Source organism: Rufibacter sp. JT3400010 (genome assembly GCF_054956755.1).
In genome coordinates this window covers 25,961-45,368 of the sequence record NZ_JBUDXA010000032.1, presented here as the reverse complement: position 1 = coordinate 45,368, position 19,408 = coordinate 25,961, and the positions used below count along the sequence as shown (strand labels likewise).

Genomic DNA, 19,408 nt, shown 5'->3' with positions numbered 1-19,408 from the left:
TTATTTATAGTATCATGAAGAAGTTAATTGTGTTGGGTTTAGCTGGTTTGCTTAGCATACCTGTAGTAAGTACGGCGCAAAAGCGTACCACTAAGTCTTCTACTACCTCTGCGCAGAAAGCAAAGCAGAATGCGGCTGCGCAGGCTGCGGCAGAGAAAGCACGTCAGGCAGAGTTAGAGCAGCAGCAGGCGCTTCAGAAACAATCTGAGCAGGCCCAGCAACTAATGACTACTTCTGCGGCTGCAAACCCATCTGTTAGGCCAATTTTGCCGTCTGATGTGATGTTCAAAAAGACGGTTTGGAGAGCGATTGATTTGCGCGAAAAGCAGAACTTACCCATGTTCTCCAGCGGAAAGCAAATCTCCAAGTTGATCACGGAAGCGGTAAAACGCGGTGAGTTACAGGCTTATCGGTCAGATACCTTGAATACACCTATCTCTGCACAGGAATTCTTCGGTAACATGACACCTTCTGAAGTGGGTGGCGGCTTAACTGAGGCTGAGAAAGCGGCTGGTTTTGATGCTCCTGCTGCTGCGGAAGATGACGGATGGGGAACACCTGCCCCAAAACCAAAGAAAACTACTACCAAGAGCACTGCTGCTCCCGTAGCAGCAGTTACCACGGGTAACGAGCTTCTCCCTAGTGAACTTTACAAATTAGAGCTCAAGGAAGATGTGGTGTTTGATAAAAAGCGTTCAAGACTTTATCATGACATTCAGGCAATCACCATGATCATGCCTGCTAAGTATAACAGTCTTGGTTTCGAGAAACCAATTGCCTCTTTCAAGTACAGTGATTTGGCAAGAGTGTTCAGAGCACACCCAGAAGAGGCGCTTTGGTTCAATGTTCAGAACGATGCCCAGCACAAGAACCTAGCAGATGCGTTTGACTTGTGGTTGTTCAGTTCTTACATCACCAAGGTTTCTAACGTAACAGATGCCCGTTTAGATGAGCAGTACGGCGCTGGTAGAAAAGGCTTATTAGCGGCCCAGCAAGCCATGGAAGAACTCATTGAGTTTGAGTACAGCTTGTGGAGCTACTAGTTGTTTTAAGCATATTATAAAAAAAGGAGACCAGAAACGGTCTCCTTTTTTTATGCTCTTATAATTGAAACGGGTTAACTAGAAGATCTAATGTTGCAGATGATGGTAGGGGCAATCCCTTGTGGTTGCCCTTCACGAGATCGTAGGACAGGTCGCGACCTGTCCGTACATTCTCTGAAAAGGAGTATGGGGAATTGTAGGGGCAATCACAAGGTGGGCGATTTCAGGCTATTTTGGCGAAAGTAGGCCTGAAACAAACGTTGACAATCAGAGAAAATAGACAAATTATGTTTTAGAGGTGTTTTGATGAAACTATTCCTGAAACAGCTTACTTCTTCTGGGTTTGGGCGAAGTACTCCATCAAAACCTTGGCTTTGCTTTTGCCGATTTCACTTTCCAATTCTTGCTGAGATAACTCAGCTATTTTCTTCACAGATTTAAACTTAGTCAGCAGCTTTTCAGCGGTGGCGGGTCCTAGGCCTTTCACTTTGGTTAGTTCGGTTTGCAGGGTACCAGCATCGCGCAGAGAGCGGTGAAACGTAATCCCAAAGCGGTGGGCCTCGTTGCGGAGGCGTTGAATCAGCTTTAGCGTCTCTGATTTCTTATCAATGTAGAGCGGGAGGTTGTCGCCGGGGTAGAAGATTTCTTCCAGGCGTTTGGCTATACTCACAATGGCTACCTGTCCGTAAATACCCAGATCTTTCAAGGCCTTCACGGCCATGCCTAACTGCCCTTTCCCGCCGTCTATGATGATGAGTTGAGGCAGAGAGGCGCCTTCTTCCATCAGCCGGCGGTAGCGGCGGGTGACTACCTCGTACATAGACGCAAAGTCATCTGGACCCACTACGGTTTTGATGTGGAAATGCCGGTAATCCTTTTTAGAAGGCTTCGCATTCCGGAAACACACCATTGAGGCCACCGGATTATCGCCCTGGAAGTTGGAGTTGTCAAAACATTCAATGTGCTTGGGCAACTCCGTCAGACGAAGGTCTCGTTTCATGGTTTCCATGATGCGCACCTCATTGCTGTCTTTCGACTTGTCCTGCATGCTTTCTTTTTCCTTGCGCAGGTACAAGGCATTCTTCAGAGATAGGTTCAGGAGCTTCCGCTTGTCCCCAATCTGGGGAACCGTTACAGTAACGCCTTCTAAAGGCAGCACCAGGTCATCAATATTCACCAGAATCTCTCTGGAAGTGCTTTCAAAGTCTTGCCGCAACTGCATGATCATAGACGCCAGAATATCCTGGTCAGTCTCTTCCAGTTTCTTCTGCAATTCCAATGATTGCGTTCCGATGATAGAACCGTTCATTACCCGCAGGTAGTTGATGAAGGCGCATTTCTCATTAGACGTAATGGTGAAAACATCTATGTTGGTCAAGGTGTGGCTTACCACGGTAGACTTCGCCTGGAAATCGTCTAGCAGATCTAGTTTCTGTTTGTACTGGTGGGCTAACTCATACTGGAAATCGGCGGCCGCCGCAGACATGGCTTCTTTGAAGTAGTTTTTGGCGATGGTCAGGTTACCCGAAAGGATATTTCTGATCTGCTGGATGTGCTCGTTGTATTGGGTCTCGTCATAAAGACCTTCACAGGGCCCTTTGCAGTTTCCAATGTGGTACTCCAAACAAACCTTGAATTTGCCCGCTTCAATGTTAGCCGGGCTCAGGTTATAGCTACAAGTACGCAGTGGATACAACGTCCTGATAAGTTCCAGCACCACATACATGCCCGTCACGCTGGGGTAAGGGCCAAAGTACCGGGAACCATCATTCAGCTTGTTTCTGGTGCTCAGAACTCTGGGGAACCGCTCATTGGTAATGCAGAGAAACGGGTACGACTTGCCATCCTTCAGCAGGATGTTGTATTTGGGTTGATGTTGCTTAATGAGGTTGTTCTCCAGTAAAAAGGCATCTGCTTCACTGTCTACAATCGTGAATTCAATGCGCTTGATCTGGGAGATTAGCTTCAGGGTTTTCTTGTTGTGCTGCTTGGAAGAATTGAAATAAGAGCTTACCCGTTTCCGGATGTCTATGGCTTTGCCCACGTAAATAATGCCCTTGTCATCATAGTATTTATAGATGCCCGGGCGGTGGGGCAAGTGCTTCAGCTGCTCTTTCAATGATTCCTCAAAAGCCATATACAAGTTTTAAGCCTTAAAACCGGTCTTCCTCCACCTTCTGCGGTAAAGTAAGCGTTTGCTCTTGTTTTACGGAATCAACCACAGTAGGGACAAAACTTGTACGTCCACAATCAATGTTAGTAGAAAGTGGCTGCGAAGGTTTAGGGAAAGCAGCTTTGGAGACATTCAATGATTTATCGGCATAGACTTTCTTCATGAACAGCGCATAAATAGGCAGAGCCAACTTGTTCCCTTGTCCGTAAGCTGCACTTCTGAAGTGAATGCTGCGGTCTTCACCGCCTACCCAAACCCCGGCGGCCAGGTCTGGCGTGATACCCATAAACCACGCATCTGAGTAGTTAGAGGTAGTACCGGTTTTAGCGCCTATTTCATTTTTCAGGCCAAAACGGTAACGCAGGCCATAGTACGAAGTACCTCCTCTAATATCAGCGGAGCCTTGCAGCATGTTCACCATGAGATAAGCAGTTTCTTCGCTAAGCGCTTCTACTGTTTTAGGCGCATATTCATGCAGCACGTTCCCGTTTTTGTCTTCAATTCTAACCAGGTACTGAGGTTGGGTCCAAGTGCCTTTGTTCACGAAGGTGCCGTAAGCACCCACCATGTCATACAAGGTCACATCACTGGAGCCTAATGCCAGAGACGGAACCGGGTCTAGCGGAGTAGTAATACCTAAGCGTTTGGCCGTGGCAACTACTTCCTCAGGCCCTAGTTTCTTCATGAGGTACGTGGTAATGCTGTTCACCGAAAGCGCCAATGCCTCTCGTAAACTCATTCTTCTACCGGAATACCCGCCGTCACTGTTTTTAGGCGTCCAGGGTTTTCCGTCTGGGTTGATGATGGTCACGGGCGCATCTGTCACGGTATAGCAGGGAGAGAAGCCTTTTTCAATGGCGGTGGTATACACAAATGGCTTGAACGTGGAACCAGGCTGACGGGCTCCTTGCTTCACGTGGTCATATTTGAAATACTTGAAGTTGGTTCCTCCAACCCAGGCTTTCACCTTGCCGGTGAGCGGGTCCATGGCCATGAAACCGGCTTGCAGGTAATGCTTGTAGTACCGCAGAGAGTCCATAGGGCTCATGAGGGTGTCTCTTTCGCCTTTCCAGGAGAAAACCTTCATAGGCACCTTGTGGTTGAGGTGATACTTAATGGAGTCTTCATCATCGCCGTACTGCTCCACCAGGCTCTTGTACCGGGCCGTGGTTTTCATGCGGTTCATCAGGAAGCCTTTAATTTCCTTTCCATTGTCATCAATCCAAGGGTTGCGGCCTTTCCATTGCTGGAAGAACTCTTTCTGCATCACTTTCATGTGCTGCTCCAGCGCTGCTTCGGCGTGTTTCTGCATGCGTGAATCAATGGTGGTGTAGATTTTCAAGCCATCAGAATAAAGGTCATAGCCGTTGTCGCGGCACCACTGGGCAATAGATTTGCCAATCTCAGTCCGGAAATAAGGAGCCAAGCCTTTGTTCTGGTTCTCTACGTTGAAGTCCAGCTTAATAGGCTTAGCACTGGCAACTTGGTGGGCAGGCTCATCAATATATTGGTATTTAAGCATCTGGTCCAGCACGGTATTACGTCTGCTCAGGGAACGCTCCGGCCGAAGTACAGGACTATAGAAAGAAGGACCTTTCAAAACACCTACCAGCGTGGCGGCTTCTTCCAAGGTGAGTTGCTCTGGTTCTTTGTTAAAGAAAGTTTTGGCGGCTACTTTGATCCCGTACGCATTACTGCCAAAGTCTACGGTGTTCAGGTACATGAGCATAATCTCTTTCTTGGTGTAAGAGCGCTCTAGTTTCACAGACATAATCCATTCTTTGGTCTTGATGATGAGCATGCGCAAGCCTGGCACATCACTGAGCAGGCCATTGTTCAAATCATCACGGGTCCGGAAGAGGTTACGGGCCAACTGCTGGGTAAGCGTACTGGAACCACGGTCTTGTTTGCCGGTCAGTTTATAGTAGGGAACCGCCAGTGTGCCTTTGAAGTCAATGCCGGAGTGTTCCTCAAACCGAATGTCTTCGGTAGCGATAAGGGCATCTACCAAGGTCTTGGGCAACTGCTCATACGTCACAGGAGTGCGGTTTTCCCGGAAGTACTTGCCTAAAAGCTGACCGTCTTCTGAGTACACCTCAGAGGCTAGTTCGCTTTTAGGGTTTTCCAGCGTTTTAAGGTCTGGCAAATCACCGAAGAGGTTCAGGAAATTGATGCTAACGGCAAAAACGTACAACACGAAGAACACAAATCCTCCGGCAAAAAGTAGCCAAAGTACCGAAATGGTTTTCCGGTACTTCTTATCAGGCGTAGACGACATGCTATTGGTAATTTTTTTCAAAGAAAGCTACGTACTCTGCTATATCTCCCAGCTTTCTAAGTAAAGCCAGGTTTGCATCAGTAATGACAAAGGTAGCAAAATTCGAGCCTTTTAAATTGGCTAAGGGAGAATTGCGGGTGGTTTGTAGTTTGGCGTACTGCTGGGCCGCTTTAAAGTCAGGCAGGGCCTGAATAAGAAGGAGCGTAGTGTCCTTGCCAAACGGCACCGGTTCCAGTTTCAACTGCTTTTTAGGGTGAAAACGAGCATTATAGGTGCCAAACGTCGTGATCAGTTGCCGCAAAGCCACGCTGTCTCCGGTGTGCACAATCACGAAGGAATGTGGCAAGCTTCTCTCCGCTTTGTAGGTAGGGATTTCTTCCTTGGGCACCACAGGGGCACTTGCCACGGGAGCTTTGGCCAACTCACCGGTTTCATACCGCAAGTACAGGTTCATGAAGTCACGGGCCTTGGGTAAAAGCGGACTTTCTGGATACTGAATGATGAATTGCTCCATGGCTGCCCTGAACGTGACCGCCGGCTGCGTGCGGCCTACCACCAAGGCTTGTAGGAAAGCGATTTGGTCCTGAATGTCGTTTTGAGGGTATTTTTGGGAAAGCGAGGCCAAAACGCTTAAGGTCTCAGGGTACTTTTCTTTTTCATACAGCACATACGCCGAATCATAGATGGCGTGCGCCGCCAGGTTCTCCGCTGAATAGGTCCGCAGGAAGTCTGGTTGGTCAATGAGTTTGCTATACTTAGATGTAGGGAAACGCTGTTTCAGAGCCTGGGCATACTCCGCGGCTTTGTCGGGCTGCTGCAAACCTTGTGAAAGCACATATAAGCTGTAGTAGGCTTCAGAGGCGTGCGCCGAGGCCGGAAAACGCTCCAGTAATTTCTGAAACGTTTGAGCAGCTCTCTGGGGTTCGCGCAAGCGCTGCTGGTAAATATTGCCTAAGGTAAACAGGGCTTCCTCCACACGTTTGTCTGACGCTTGGCGTTGCTCAGGTGTCACCGGAATTGCGGCCAGATACTCTTGCTGTTTCTGCGCTATGGCGGCGGCTAGGGCGGTACTATCCACCCCCATGCCAGTCACTACTCCCGCGGTGAGCGGCGTAGCCCCTGAGACAGCGGTAATGCGGCGCCAGTTATCCTGCAACGGACGATCTCCCCAGGTACGCAGGAAGTCATTGCGGGCACTTCCGCGGGCCACCGGGTTGTCAAAATACCAGGTGCTGCCCTGGGTTCCGGCTCCGCCAATGGGCAACGTGGCCGTTTGTTGGGTTGGTCCGGCGGTAGCGGCATTGGTAGCGGCTAAAGCAGCGGCGGCTTGTTGCTCCCGTTCCCGGTTTATCTGCTCGGCTACGCGTTGAGCGCGTTCAGTTGGATTGAGTTGCCCCAAGGCCTGCAAGCTGTCTTCTGACCTAATGATCTCCAACTGCTGGGTGAACGCCGTGAGTACGGTGCGTCTGTCGGCTAATTCTTCGTACCCTAACGTGGTAGGCGGAAGAAACTGCAACGTGCTGTCATAGTACGCCTGCGCCAAACCATACTGCTGGAGGTGGTCATAGTAGATTTGCCCTGCCAGGAGGTAAGAATACGCTTTCTGCACCGTGTTGGTAGTAGAAGTGGCCGTAGACTGACGCAACAACTTCAATGCCTCTGGATATGCTTTCTGCCGAAGCTCCAGTTTGGCCAGGTCATAGTAAATCTTGTCGGTATACTCTTTGTTCTTTTCGTCGTGGGCTAGTTTCTGAAGGAAGCTTTTTACTTTGGTTTGGTCGGTGGCGTCTTTCAGTTCGGTTACCTGCGCCAAACTGAGATTGGCATAAAAGCCGAGTTCATACGGTGGCCTTTTCTTCAGGACCGTCGCAAACTGCTCATACGCCTTGGCATCTTGGTTGGTGGCCTGGTACAACTGCCCCAGAATAAACCGAAGTCGTGATTCCTGGTCTTTCTTCCGGGCGAAGGGAATAGCCAACTCCAGGTTCTCGATCATGAGCGGCAGGTTGTTCTGAATGCTAGCAAATTGCGCTCTGGTCAAGAGTAATTCCCGGCCGTTATCCTCGTTCATTCGCTCCTTCCTAAACTGGTCAGAAAGCGAGATGAAGCTGTCATAGTCTTTTTGCCTAAGATAGAGCCGCATCATCCAGACCATGGCTTCATGGCGGGCGTGGCGGTCTGGGCTGGTGGTCAGTACAAACCGGAAGGTTTTCATGGCCTCGGCATCTTCGCGCTGGTAGTAACGGGCTTTGCCAATCAAAACATAACAATCATCAATCCACCGTGATTTGGGGTGCCGCGCAATAGGAAAAGAAGCTCGCTTGATGACCTCATCCAGATTAGGAGCCAGGGTTCTCAACACGGTGGTGTCTTCCGGCGGCAGAATGTCCAGGATGCGGTTATAGTCATTCACGTTGGCGGCGGCCAGGCGGCTCTCTACTTCCTCCATTTTGGTGCGCGCCAGAAAATACCCGTTAAACCGGGCGTTCACGTTGCGGTAAAATCTACCCAAAGGCTTATCAGAGGAGCAGCCTGCCAGGGTGCCCAGAAAAAGAAAGAAAAGAAGAAAACGTGTCAGCTTCAACGGAATGTCAAATGTTGGGATACTAGTAGAACTGCGCAGGGTCTTTTTTTATTTTATATCTATTCTGCCCAAAACAAGCCAGAAACGTACGCGTAGGTAATCTTGGTTCAGTCCTTATAGAAGACGAAGAAGCAAATTTACATTTTTTTAGGTTCTCGTACGCAAATTGCTGGCTATCTGCTACACGAACAGAATCCAATTTTGTCTAAAACCTCCTGGTTTTTGCCTCGTTTCCCTAAAAGGAGGCAAAAACAGGTGAAATCTTTCTGCCTACGGTGAGTCTAGTATGACTACCTTTGTACAAACAGGACCAAACGCGTATGGAACCTACCCAACAGCCAACTGAGCCAGAGAAGAAGCCTGCGGTAAAACCATACCTGAAATACTCGGGCTTAGCGTTCCAGATGATTGCCATCATGACGGTGGCCGCCATTGGCGGACGCAAGCTGGATGCCTATTTTGGAAACAAGACCTCCTGGTGGACGTTAGGCTTGTTGATGGTGGCGGTGTTTGCCAGTATGTATTCTGTAATTGTGACCCTTACGCGTAAGAACTAAGAAGAAGTGAAGTTTACCAGAGGCATGCTTTTGCTCACCGGGGTGCTGGTGCTGTTGATCACCGTTCTCAACATGGTGGCCGGAGACCAGTTGATACATTCCTATATCTGGTACATGCTGGGCTTCTTTGTGTTTCTGACCGGTTTTGCGCATTATGTGTCTTACCTGGGACTTACGCATGATTCAGAGAACCTGCACGCGTACTTTTTTGCTTCTATGGGGGTGCGCATGGTCTTCTCCATAATAGCAGTTTTTGTATATAGATATTTCCATGCCGAAGAGCTAGTACAATTCGTGCTAAACTTTTTCGTCCTTTATTTTATTTATGCCGGATTTGAAATCTACGCTTTGTTGAGTAACTTGCGCCAAAATTCAAAAAAGCATGCATAGGGCAATGTGGTTACGTGAAAAACATTGCTTTTAATTAGCTCTTAATGAAGAAGATACTCGTTTTCCTGCTTACTGTACTTACTTTTTCAGCCCAAGCGGCAGAATCTCCCCAGGAAGGTAAATTCAGTCCCGGAGACATGATCATGCACCACATAGGCGATGACTATGTTTGGGAATTTGCGCACGGGATAACCTTGCCTTTGCCGGTTATATTATATGGGGAAAAAGGCCTGGATATTTTTTCTTCCTCTAATTTCTACAACGAACATCATGAACTGCAGCCTTATAACGGCTACGTGAATGAGCACGGGCATATCTACTACGCTAATGAGGAAGGGCATCCGCGTACGCGTGTCAATGCCAAAGGCGAAGAAGAGCACGTAGGTCCTATGGATTTCTCTATAACTAAAAACGTGGCGTCCATGTTTGTGAGTGTGCTCCTGTTGTTTCTGGTGTTTTTGTCCATTGCCGGTGCGTACAAAAAGAACCGTGGTAAGGCGCCAAGAGGCATTCAGTCTTTCTTTGAGCCAATCATCGTTTTCGTAAGAGATGACATTGCCAAAACCAACATCGGGCCTAAATATGAGCGCTTCATGCCGTATTTGCTGACCGTGTTCTTCTTTATCTGGTTCAACAACCTGCTAGGTTTGATTCCGGGTGGCGCCAACCTTACTGGTAACATTACAGTTACGTTAGTATTGGCGGTGATCACCTTGTTAATCACCGTGTTTAGTGGTAACAAATCTTACTGGGGGCACATCTTTAATACACCGGGTGTTCCATGGTGGTTGAAGTGGGGTATTCCTATCATGCCGTTGGTAGAGGTGATTGGTATTTTCACCAAGCCTTTCTCTTTGATGGTCCGGTTATTCGCCAACATTACGGCGGGTCACATCATCATCCTGAGTTTGTTTAGCTTGATCTTTATCTTTGAAAGCATAGCCATTGGGCCGTTGAGCGTAGCATTTGCTACTTTCATGAACTTTTTGGAGCTGTTTGTGGCTTTATTGCAGGCGTACATCTTTACCTTGTTGTCTGCCATGTACTTTGGCGGCGCGGTAGAAGAACACGATCATCATGATGATATGGGCTTTGGTGATGCGCCCCATACTGTGCAAGCATCTCATTAATCTGAATTCCTTTTTTTTAACTATATATATACTACTATGTTAGGATTATTGCTTGCATTGTCTCTTGGCTCAGGCTACGCGATCATGGGTGCCGGTATCGGCGCTGGTTTAGTGGCTCTTGGTGCTGGTTTGGGTATTGGTAGAATCGGTGGCTCTGCCATGGAATCTATTGCCAGACAACCAGAGGCTGGTGGACAGATCCAGACTGCGATGATTATCGCTTCTGCTCTTATTGAAGGTGTTGCCCTTTTCGGGGTGGTAGTTTGCCTTCTGATTTCTTTCATCGAGTAGATGAACTATCGCCTCGCCCGTCCTGACGATTGGTCTGGACGGGCCGAGGCGGTAAAAGAGCAAGTATATAGAAGTTGAAAAAAAGTATTTTCGTTAACTAATCTTACAACATGAATCCATTAGTAACCCCTAGTCTCGGATTACTTTTCTGGCAAGTGGTCACCTTTTTGGTGGTACTTTTCCTTTTATCAAAGTTTGCCTGGAAGCCGATCATGAAAGCTTTGCGCGAGCGCGAAGACAACATTGATTCTGCTTTGAGAATGGCCGAGAAAGCCAAACTTGAAATGCAAGCGTTGAAAGCAGACAACGAGCGCCTTTTAACCGAAGCCCGTGTTGAGCGTGACCGTATCTTGAAAGATGCGACCGATGTGGCTACCAACTTAGTGGAAAGTGCCCGCACCAAAGCTGCGGAAGAAGGCCAGCGCATGATTGAGCAAGCCCGTGAGTCTATCCAGAACGAGAAAAAGGCAGCTTTAACGGAGGTGAAAAACCTGGCCGCTACCTTGTCTATTGACATAGCTGAGAAACTGATCAGACGTGAGTTGCAGGATGAGCAGGCGCAACGCGCGTTGGTGCAAAGCTATCTGCAAGAGACGCACCTGAGCTAGAAGAGACCGGCGAGCTGCTTCCCGCCCCGGAAAAGGAAGCGAATCGTTTTAAACACGCAAGAGAAAAAAATGTCAGACGAAAGAGTTGCCTCCCGGTACGCCAAGTCACTGCTGGAACTGTCTCAGGAACAAGGCTCGCTGGAGAAAGTATACGCCGATATGCTTTCCTTCACCAAGACGTTGAATGAGAACCGTGACCTGAGCTTAGTGCTGCGCAACCCGATTATAAAGCACGATAAAAAGCTGGCTATTATTACCGCCGTTTTCGGCGCGAACATGACCGAGCTAACCATGGCCTTCTTCCGGATTGTGACCCAGAAAAACCGTGAGGCTATTCTGGAGTCGGTGGCACGTGAATTCGTGAACCAGTACAACCTGATTAGTGGCATCCAGAAAGCAACGGTAACTACTGCCGTTCCCCTCACCCCAGAGCTTCGGGCTACTTTTCAGCAAATGGTTGTAGAACGTACCGGCGGTATGAAGGTAGAGTTGAAAGAAGTGGTAGACCCAGCCGTTATTGGCGGGTATTTACTGCGCATTGGTGATCAGCAGGTAGATAATACCGTGAAAACCAAGGTGCAGCGGTTGAAAAATAATTTTAAAGAGAATCCATACATTACTAAACTATAATCATGGCAGAAGTAAGACCTGATGAAGTATCAGCGATTTTAAGAGAACAGCTGTCAAACTTCAGAACCGAAGCTGAACTGGAAGAAGTTGGTACGGTGCTGCAAGTGGGTGACGGTGTTGCTCGTATCTACGGCTTATCCAAGGCACAGTCTGGTGAGTTGTTAGAGTTCGAAAATGGTCTGCAAGCCCTTGTTCTTAACTTGGAAGAGGACAACGTGGGTGCGGTATTGTTGGGTGACTGGAGTGACGTTAAAGAAGGCGACACCGTTAAAAAAACAAATAAAATTGCCTCCGTTCGTGTAGGTGAAGGCATGGTTGGCCGTGTGGTAAACACCCTTGGTCACCCCATAGACGGCAAAGGCCCCTTAGTAGGCGAGTTGTACGAAATGCCAATTGAAAGAAAGGCACCAGGCGTAATCTACCGTCAGCCGGTAAACGAGCCTATGCAAACCGGTATCAAAGCCATTGACTCTATGATTCCGATTGGCCGTGGCCAGCGTGAGTTGATCATTGGTGACCGCCAGACCGGTAAATCAGCGGTAGCGATTGATACCATCATCAACCAGGGTGAGTTCTTTGACCGTGGCGAGCCTGTATTCTGTATTTACGTAGCCATCGGGCAGAAAGCTTCTACCGTTGCGCAGATTGTAAGTGCGTTAGAGAACGCGGGTGCCATGCGTTATACCGTGGTAGTAGCGGCTCCGGCTGCTGACCCAGCTCCATTGCAATTCTACGCACCGTTTACCGGTGCCGCCATTGGCGAGTTCTTCCGGGATACCGGCCGTCCGGCATTGGTAGTGTATGATGACTTGTCTAAGCAAGCGGTGGCGTACCGCGAGGTGTCTCTGTTGCTTCGTCGTCCGCCAGGACGTGAGGCGTATCCAGGAGACGTTTTCTATCTGCACTCCCGTTTATTGGAGCGTGCGGCTAAAATCAACGCTTCTGACTCTATCGCTCGTGACATGAACGATTTGCCAGAGTCTATCAAGCACTTGGTGAAAGGTGGCGGTTCTTTGACTGCTCTTCCTATCATTGAGACGCAGGCTGGTGACGTTTCTGCCTATATCCCAACCAACGTGATTTCTATCACAGACGGTCAGATCTTCTTGGAAACCAACTTGTTCAACTCTGGTATCCGTCCGGCTATCAACGTAGGTATCTCGGTATCACGTGTGGGTGGTTCTGCGCAGATCAAGTCAATGAAGAAAGTGGCTGGTACCTTGAAGTTGGATCAAGCGCAGTTCCGTGAATTGGAAGCCTTCGCTAAATTCGGTTCTGACCTGGATGCTGCTACTAAACTGACTATTGAGCGTGGCCGCAGAAACCTGGAAGTGTTAAAGCAAGCCCAGTTCTCCCCGGTAGCGGTAGAAGACCAGGTAGCTATGATTTACTGCTGTACCAACGGTCTTATTGACGATGTTCCGGTTAACCAGGTACGTCAGTTTGAGAGAGACTTCACCATGACCTTGAATGCCCAGCACCGTCCGGTTCTGGACTCTTTGAGAGCTGGTAAGATTGATGATAATGTGACGGACACGCTGAAGCAAGTAGCGCGTGACATCACAGCCAGATATCGTAACTAATTAAACCAACAGGAGAAGAGCATTGCGGTATTCGTGTGCTCTTCTTTTTCTGTTCATCTATAACTAACTATTAATGGCTAGTTTAAAAGAAGTACGTAACCGCATTGTCTCTGTAGGTTCTACGCAACAGATCACCAAAGCCATGAAAATGGTGGCGGCGGCTAAATTGCGCCGTTCACAGGACAATATCATGCGTATGCGCCCGTATGCGCAGCGCCTGAACAGCATTTTATCTAACCTTTCCAACGTAAGTGGTGAAGGCGGAGAGAATGTGTACGCTCAGAAACGTGATGTACAGCGGGTATTGATTATTGCCGTTACCTCAGACCGTGGTTTGTGTGGCGCTTTCAACTCTAACGTGATGAAAGCGGTAAACAACCTGATCAATGAGCGTTACAGCACCCAGGCAGCGGCGGGAAACATTGAGATCATGGCCATCGGGAAGAAAGGCCACGAGTATTTCACCAAGCGCAACATGCCTACGGCCGGTGATTACACTACCATCTTCGGGAACCTGACGTTTGAAAGGGTACGCGTAGCCGCTGAACAAGCGATGGAAGGTTTCCGGACTGGACTGTACGACCAGATTGATATTGTGTACAACGAATTCAAAAACGTGGCTACCCAGATCATCCGGACAGAGCAATTCCTGCCCATCCAAGAGACACCCGGTGAGCAGAACGTAACGCCAACAGAGTCCGATTACATCTTTGAACCTTCTAAAGAAGAGATTCTGGAGCAATTGATTCCTAAGTCTCTGAAGATTCAGGTGTACAAAGCAGTATTGGAATCCAATGCCTCTGAGCACGGTGCCCGTATGACGGCGATGGATAAAGCTACCGAGAACGCTGGTGAACTGTTGAAGCAGTTAAAACTGACCTATAACAGAACGCGTCAAGCGGCTATCACTACCGAGATCCTGGAGATTGTGGGTGGTGCCGAAGCACTTGCCGCCAGCAGATAGAGTTTAACTACACCATTGTGCAAGCGCCCATTGAAAGATGGGCGCTTTGTTTTTGTGGAGACTACATTAACCAGAAGTTAAGTTTCTGAGCTTTTTTTAGAAAAACCCATCAAAAACCAGATAACCTCTATATTTGCGTTTTAGGGTATTTGCCAGAAACAAGCCCTAAAACGAAACTGAAAACTGATAAGAATGAGAAAAGGAGTAATTCTGGGTTGGGCATTGCTGTTGATTTTACTGGTGGGGCTTATGCCTGGAATGGCACAGCGGAAGAAGTCCAAGGCAAAAGAATTAAATAAACCGAAACTGGTCATAGGGATAGTGGTAGACCAGATGCGCTACGATTACTTGTACCGGTTTTGGGACAAGTATTCCAGTGATGGCTTTAAACGCTTGATGGGCGAAGGCTTCAACTTCCGGAACAACCATTACAATTACGTTCCCACTTATACTGGCCCGGGGCACGCTTCCATCTATACGGGTACCACACCCGCTATGCACGGCATTGTAGGCAATGACTGGTATAACCGCACTACCGGCCGTAATATCTATTGTGCTGAGGACAAAACGGTCACTTCAGTGGGCAGTACCTCTACCGCCGGGCAGATGTCGCCGGTGAACATGCTTGCTTCTACCATTACCGATGAACTGAAACTGGCCACTAATCAGAAAAGCAAAGTAATTGGCTTGAGCCTGAAAGACAGAGGTTCCATTCTTCCGGCGGGCCACGCCGCAGATGCGGCTTATTGGTATGACGGCAGTAACGGAAACATGATTTCCAGTACGTACTATATGAAGGAGTTGCCGACGTGGGTGCAGGCTTTCAATAACCGAAAACTGGCAGACCAGTACCTGAGCCAACCCTGGACTACGTTGTTACCCATAGAGCAATACACAGAAAGTACTTCAGATGATCAGTCCTTTGAAGGGGCTTTTACGGGAGAGGCAAAACCAGTGTTTCCACACAACATTCCGGCATACAGAGGCAAGACTTTTGACCTGTTGCGCTCCATTCCCGCTGGCAATACGTACACCAAAGATTTTGCGATAGAAGCCATCAGAGCAGAAAACCTGGGCAAAAACACCGTCACAGATTTTCTGGCCATGAGCTTTTCGGCTACAGATTATGTGGGGCACCAGTTCGGGCCAAATTCCATTGAGGTAGAAGATACCTATTTGCGCCTGGACCAGGATTTAGCTGATTTTTTAAAATTTGTTGATAAACAATTAGGGAAAGAAAACGTACTTATCTTCCTTACCGCCGACCATGGCGCTGCCCACAACCCAACTTATCTGACACAGTTGCGTATTCCGGCCGGGAACACCAACAGCCGTATGATGACTGATTCGCTCAAAAAGCACCTGAACACTAAGTTTGGGAATGCAGATTGGGTGAGTACTTTCATGAATCAGCAGGTTTATTTTAATCATGCGGTGGTGGAAAGCAAGAAAGCCAACCTAGCCGATTTGCAGGAAGAGACGGCCCGGTTCATGCAGCGTTTCCCGGGCGTGTTGCGCTCTTTCAGTGCCGATGCGTTAATGAAATCACATTGGGAAAGTGGACTAGGTATGCTGGTAGAGAAAGGATATATGCCTTACCGGTCAGGAGATGTGGTGGTCATGTTACAGCCAGGCTGGTATGAGAATTATGGACGGGAATTGCCCAAAGGTACTACCCACGGCAGCCCCTGGGCGTATGACACCCACATTCCGTTGTTGTGGTACGGGTGGCAAATACCCGCCGGAGAGTCTACCGTTCATACAGAAATTACAGATATTGCGCCAAGTTTAGCGGCATGGCTGCGCATTCAGGAACCAAACGGAACCACAGGGCGGGCTTTATTGGAATATGTGCGGTAGACAATCTGCCAAAAGATAAATTAGATACAGAATTAACATGTTAGAAACTACCAAAAACGCCAGCAACCCTTGGCATGACGTAAGCTTCGGTGAAGAGGCTCCTAAAATTGTAACCGGTATTATTGAGATTCCGAAAGGATCAAAAGCGAAATACGAATTAGACAAAGACAGTGGCTTACTGAAGCTGGACCGTGTGTTGTTTTCAGCAGTGCATTACCCGGCCAACTACGGCTTCATTCCGCAGACGTACTGTGATGACAAAGACCCGTTAGATATTCTGGTGCTTTGCTCTATTGACGTAGCGCCTATGTGCCTCATTGACGCCAAAGTGATTGGTGTAATGCAGATGATTGACAACAACGAGGAAGATGACAAGATCATAGCCGTAGCTGCCAATGACATGTCTGTGAAGCACATCAATGATATTTCTGAGTTGCCGCCGCACACGTTGCTGGAAATCCAACGCTTTTTTGAAGACTATAAGAAGCTGGAAAACAAAGAAGTGGTGGTAGAGAACTTCCTTGGCCGCGAAGATGCTTACAAAATCATTGAACAGAGCATTGAGCTGTATAACACTACCTTCAGAGATAAAGAGTAAGAAGTAAAAAGAGACTATTGAAAAGCGCCGCTTCCCGTATAGGAAAGCGGCGCTTTTCAGTTTAGACTCTTTTGACAAACATAGGGTCAGAAACAGAAGAATAGAGTTGCACCTATGTTTCCCGCAGACGTACTTTGCCAAAGAGGAAGCGGAAAGCCATTGACCTTAAAGAAGCATGAACGTCCCCCGGAAAATTCTGGACTTTATTCTGTACAGCAATATGTTCATCTCACTGTGTGCCGCAGTGCTGGTGCTGGAGACCTATATGCTGAGCGGAATCCCGATTTCGGTGCGCCTGAGCGGAATTGTTTTCTTCGCCACCCTCTTTGTTTATAACGCAGACAGCTTGGTGCCCTACAAATTCAACCAGGACGTGCCGTTAAGTCCTCGCATGAAATGGGTGAAGGCAAACAAATTAGAACTGACTTTCATTGCGGTGGCCAGTGCCTTATGCACCGTTTACCTTTACTGGGGCGCTATTTTTGAATTGAATTTCTGGTTTTTGCTGCACCTCATGGTAGTGGCCGGCCTGTACTCCGTGCCTGTGGTGCCCGAAGGTGAGCATTATATTCCGTTGCGCGATATTCCTTTGCTCAAAGTCTTCCTGATTGCCTACGTTTGGTCAGCGATTACCGTGCAGTTGCCCCTCATGGAAGTAGACCATGACCTGTTCTCCTCTGACAGCCTCATTCTGTTCTTTAGGCGCTTTCTATTCCTTTTCTCGCTCACGCTGGTCTTTGACATACGCGATGTGCACAAAGACAAACTCACCCAGACTGTCACTTTCCCTACCAAGTGGGGCGTGCCCAACACCAAGAAACTCGCCTTGGTCATTTTACTGCTATATGCGATCCTAGTCCCTGCCGATACTGCCACCCACATGCGCATTGCTTTGGGAACCGCTGGCATAGGCGCGGCCCTGGTGGTTTGGTACGCCCATGAATACCGCTCGCAGTACTACTTCATGGTGCTAGCCGATGGAATGATGCTGGTGCAGTTCCTCTTGGTATGGCTCCTGATCTAAACCTTCGGCAAAGCCGAATTGCCAGCTTTAGATCTGTTTTCTGAAAGGAAGCCAAAAGTACTAACCCATAATTAACCGTTTTAAGGCTGATTTCCTGAACGTAGGTCAAAAACAGCTTGGGTCTCTTAGAGGAGGAATGTTTGGTTACAGCCTTATTTTCTGGAAAGCGGCACCTAAGTATTTGTACAGGTCAGAGGCAATGAGCGAGGTTTCGCCTTCTACTTCTGCGGCCAGATCTCCGGCCAAGCCATGCAGGTAAACGCCCAATTGGCACGTCTCCAAAGCAGAATAGCCCTGGGCCCGCAAGCCGGTCAGGATGCCGGTAAGCACATCGCCGGAGCCGCCGGTAGCCATTCCCGCGTTGCCGGTGGTATTAAAGTAAAACTCGCCGGTAGGGGTTCCAATGCAGGTGTGGGCACCTTTCAGAATCACGTAACAGGTATGCTCGGCACAGAAACTTTGCAGCAGGTGCAGGCGGTGAAAATCATCTGTAGCAGGACCCGTGAGGCGTTCAAATTCTTTGGGGTGCGGCGTAAGGATGCTGTCTGGCGGTAATTGCTGGCGTAGCAGTCGGTCTGCCGCTAGTAGGTTAAGCGCATCGGCATCCAACACCAACGGCGGAAGTTTCTGCCGGAACAGGGTTTCCAGAGCTAAGCGGGAGTCTTCGGCTTGCCCTAACCCCGGACCAATCCCAATGCACTGGTACTTGGAGAGATCATCGGGGAATTGCGTCAGGTGCAGTTCATGTTCGTCGGTGAGTACCATTGCTTCGGGCACGGCCGTCTGGAGAATGCTGTAGCCAATCTTGGGCACCTGCACCGTCAATAACCCCACTCCCGACCGTAGCGTTGCGTGGGCACTCATGGTAATGGCGCCTATCTTTCCGTAGCTTCCGCCTACCAGCAAGGCATGCCCGAAGGTGCCTTTGTGGGAGAACTTGGTTCTGGGGCGCAGAATACCTTTGAGGATGTCTGGCGTTAAAAGTTGATACGGAGAGGCTGCCTGCGCTAAAAAGTCTTGGTGCAAGCCAATGGGAAGCACGTGCCATTCTCCGGCGTAAGTTCCCGAAGCAGGCAGCAGAAACGCAAGTTTAGGTCGTTCAAACGTAAGGGTGACGTCTGCCTGTATAACGGAGCTTTCTGACGGAGTAGGCGCATCTGCGAACAAGCCTGAGGGAATGTCAATGGAGATGATGGTAGCTGGTTGTTGGTTCAGATATGTGACGAGTTGAGCATATAGCCCCTCCAGCGGTCTTGAAAGCCCCGAACCCAATAAGCCATCCAAAACTACTGCCTGCTCTGGTACCTGAAAAGCAAGGTCTGCCTGGTTCTGTACTCTGGTAACTTGAATGGCCTGTGGTAAACGTTCCAGATTTTGGCTGAAATCTGCGGAGCGGTTTTGTCCCGCTTCAGCCAGAAATACCTGTACGTCATACCCGTCATGGTGCAGTAAACGGGCTGCCGCCAATCCATCTCCGCCGTTGTTACCGGGGCCACAGAAGATGTAGAAAGGGGTTTCTGGAGAATACTTTTGCTCTAACCACTGCACCATCGCCCCGGCGGCGCGCTCCATTAAGTCCAGCGAGGAAATGGGCTCATGCGCAATGGTATAGACATCGCCAGCGCGGGTCTGGGCGGCAGTCAGGATTTTCATTGGCTGTGTTTAGTTGTTAGTTTTCAGGGTTATGGTAGAAGA

General features: G+C 48.8%; 16 protein-coding genes. 12 read left to right on the top strand and 4 right to left on the bottom strand.

Annotation, left to right across the window (positions count from 1 at the left end; translation table 11 throughout):
* Positions 1-14 precede the first annotated feature (14 nt).
* Positions 15-1,043 (top strand): type IX secretion system ring subunit PorN/GldN, encoded by a 1,029-nt coding sequence (gene porN / locus ACY0JR_RS20225; protein ID WP_462635982.1) that lies wholly within the window; start codon positions 15-17, stop codon positions 1,041-1,043.
* 328 nt (positions 1,044-1,371) lie between these two features.
* On the opposite strand, the gene uvrC is transcribed toward porN, so the two are convergent.
* Genes uvrC through porW form a run of 3 tightly spaced genes read right to left on the bottom strand, consistent with a single transcriptional unit; the run spans position 1,372 to position 8,078 of the window.
* Positions 1,372-3,180 carry an excinuclease ABC subunit UvrC gene (uvrC, locus tag ACY0JR_RS20220; RefSeq protein ID WP_462635981.1) on the bottom strand — a complete coding sequence of 603 codons (1,809 nt, stop codon included), beginning with the start codon at positions 3,178-3,180 and terminating at the stop codon, positions 1,372-1,374.
* A 16-nt stretch (positions 3,181-3,196) separates the two neighbouring features.
* Positions 3,197-5,494, bottom strand: coding sequence for a penicillin-binding protein 1A (locus tag ACY0JR_RS20215; RefSeq protein WP_462635980.1), 2,298 nt, complete (start codon positions 5,492-5,494; stop codon positions 3,197-3,199).
* Position 5,495: 1 nt separating this feature from the next.
* Complete coding sequence (gene porW / locus ACY0JR_RS20210; RefSeq protein WP_462635979.1) at positions 5,496-8,078, bottom strand: type IX secretion system periplasmic lipoprotein PorW/SprE; 2,583 nt, start codon at positions 8,076-8,078, stop codon at positions 5,496-5,498.
* 320 nt (positions 8,079-8,398) lie between these two features.
* Here porW and ACY0JR_RS20205 point away from each other — a divergent pair, with 320 nt between their 5' ends.
* The 11 genes from ACY0JR_RS20205 to ACY0JR_RS20155 all read left to right on the top strand — a co-directional run bounded on the left by ACY0JR_RS20205 (position 8,399) and on the right by ACY0JR_RS20155 (position 17,713).
* Positions 8,399-8,635, top strand: a complete 237-nt coding sequence (locus ACY0JR_RS20205; RefSeq protein ID WP_462635978.1) for an AtpZ/AtpI family protein — start codon at positions 8,399-8,401, stop codon at positions 8,633-8,635.
* A 6-nt stretch (positions 8,636-8,641) separates the two neighbouring features.
* Complete coding sequence (locus ACY0JR_RS20200) at positions 8,642-9,025, top strand: hypothetical protein (protein ID WP_462635977.1); 384 nt, start codon at positions 8,642-8,644, stop codon at positions 9,023-9,025.
* Positions 9,026-9,069: 44 nt separating this feature from the next.
* Positions 9,070-10,155, top strand: a complete 1,086-nt coding sequence (gene atpB / locus ACY0JR_RS20195; protein ID WP_462635976.1) for a F0F1 ATP synthase subunit A — start codon at positions 9,070-9,072, stop codon at positions 10,153-10,155.
* Between the two features lie 36 nt (positions 10,156-10,191).
* Positions 10,192-10,446, top strand: a complete 255-nt coding sequence (atpE, locus tag ACY0JR_RS20190) for an ATP synthase F0 subunit C (protein WP_123128431.1) — start codon at positions 10,192-10,194, stop codon at positions 10,444-10,446.
* A gap of 110 nt (positions 10,447-10,556) precedes the next feature.
* Positions 10,557-11,054, top strand: coding sequence for a F0F1 ATP synthase subunit B (locus ACY0JR_RS20185; RefSeq protein ID WP_462635975.1), 498 nt, complete (start codon positions 10,557-10,559; stop codon positions 11,052-11,054).
* A gap of 69 nt (positions 11,055-11,123) precedes the next feature.
* Positions 11,124-11,684: an ATP synthase F1 subunit delta gene (gene atpH / locus ACY0JR_RS20180; RefSeq protein WP_462635974.1), complete on the top strand. Its 561-nt coding sequence runs from the start codon at positions 11,124-11,126 to the stop codon at positions 11,682-11,684.
* A 2-nt stretch (positions 11,685-11,686) separates the two neighbouring features.
* Positions 11,687-13,267 carry a F0F1 ATP synthase subunit alpha gene (gene atpA / locus ACY0JR_RS20175; RefSeq protein WP_462635973.1) on the top strand — a complete coding sequence of 527 codons (1,581 nt, stop codon included), beginning with the start codon at positions 11,687-11,689 and terminating at the stop codon, positions 13,265-13,267.
* 73 nt (positions 13,268-13,340) lie between these two features.
* Complete coding sequence (atpG, locus tag ACY0JR_RS20170; protein ID WP_462635972.1) at positions 13,341-14,231, top strand: ATP synthase F1 subunit gamma; 891 nt, start codon at positions 13,341-13,343, stop codon at positions 14,229-14,231.
* 192 nt (positions 14,232-14,423) lie between these two features.
* Positions 14,424-16,091, top strand: coding sequence for an alkaline phosphatase PafA (pafA, locus tag ACY0JR_RS20165; protein ID WP_462635971.1), 1,668 nt, complete (start codon positions 14,424-14,426; stop codon positions 16,089-16,091).
* A gap of 37 nt (positions 16,092-16,128) precedes the next feature.
* Positions 16,129-16,689, top strand: a complete 561-nt coding sequence (locus tag ACY0JR_RS20160) for an inorganic diphosphatase (protein WP_462635970.1) — start codon at positions 16,129-16,131, stop codon at positions 16,687-16,689.
* A gap of 175 nt (positions 16,690-16,864) precedes the next feature.
* Positions 16,865-17,713: a UbiA prenyltransferase family protein gene (locus ACY0JR_RS20155; RefSeq protein ID WP_462635969.1), complete on the top strand. Its 849-nt coding sequence runs from the start codon at positions 16,865-16,867 to the stop codon at positions 17,711-17,713.
* 144 nt (positions 17,714-17,857) lie between these two features.
* Here the strand turns inward: ACY0JR_RS20155 and ACY0JR_RS20150 are convergent, their stop codons facing one another.
* Positions 17,858-19,366 (bottom strand): NAD(P)H-hydrate dehydratase, encoded by a 1,509-nt coding sequence (locus tag ACY0JR_RS20150; RefSeq protein ID WP_462635968.1) that lies wholly within the window; start codon positions 19,364-19,366, stop codon positions 17,858-17,860.
* Between the last annotated feature and the right edge of the window lie 42 nt (positions 19,367-19,408).

What these genes read in the sequence shown, in the direction of transcription:
- porN (WP_462635982.1), top strand. Translation starts at nt 15, where the DNA reads ATGAAGAAGTTAATTGTGTTGGGTTTAGCTGGTTTGCTTAGCATACCT.
- uvrC (WP_462635981.1), bottom strand. Translation starts at nt 3,180, where the DNA reads ATGGCTTTTGAGGAATCATTGAAAGAGCAGCTGAAGCACTTGCCCCAC.
- ACY0JR_RS20215 (WP_462635980.1), bottom strand. Translation starts at nt 5,494, where the DNA reads ATGTCGTCTACGCCTGATAAGAAGTACCGGAAAACCATTTCGGTACTT.
- ACY0JR_RS20205 (WP_462635978.1), top strand. Translation starts at nt 8,399, where the DNA reads ATGGAACCTACCCAACAGCCAACTGAGCCAGAGAAGAAGCCTGCGGTA.
- atpB (WP_462635976.1), top strand. Translation starts at nt 9,070, where the DNA reads ATGAAGAAGATACTCGTTTTCCTGCTTACTGTACTTACTTTTTCAGCC.
- atpE (WP_123128431.1), top strand. Translation starts at nt 10,192, where the DNA reads ATGTTAGGATTATTGCTTGCATTGTCTCTTGGCTCAGGCTACGCGATC.
- ACY0JR_RS20185 (WP_462635975.1), top strand. Translation starts at nt 10,557, where the DNA reads ATGAATCCATTAGTAACCCCTAGTCTCGGATTACTTTTCTGGCAAGTG.
- atpH (WP_462635974.1), top strand. Translation starts at nt 11,124, where the DNA reads ATGTCAGACGAAAGAGTTGCCTCCCGGTACGCCAAGTCACTGCTGGAA.
- atpA (WP_462635973.1), top strand. Translation starts at nt 11,687, where the DNA reads ATGGCAGAAGTAAGACCTGATGAAGTATCAGCGATTTTAAGAGAACAG.
- atpG (WP_462635972.1), top strand. Translation starts at nt 13,341, where the DNA reads ATGGCTAGTTTAAAAGAAGTACGTAACCGCATTGTCTCTGTAGGTTCT.
- pafA (WP_462635971.1), top strand. Translation starts at nt 14,424, where the DNA reads ATGAGAAAAGGAGTAATTCTGGGTTGGGCATTGCTGTTGATTTTACTG.
- ACY0JR_RS20160 (WP_462635970.1), top strand. Translation starts at nt 16,129, where the DNA reads ATGTTAGAAACTACCAAAAACGCCAGCAACCCTTGGCATGACGTAAGC.
- ACY0JR_RS20155 (WP_462635969.1), top strand. Translation starts at nt 16,865, where the DNA reads ATGAACGTCCCCCGGAAAATTCTGGACTTTATTCTGTACAGCAATATG.
- ACY0JR_RS20150 (WP_462635968.1), bottom strand. Translation starts at nt 19,366, where the DNA reads ATGAAAATCCTGACTGCCGCCCAGACCCGCGCTGGCGATGTCTATACC.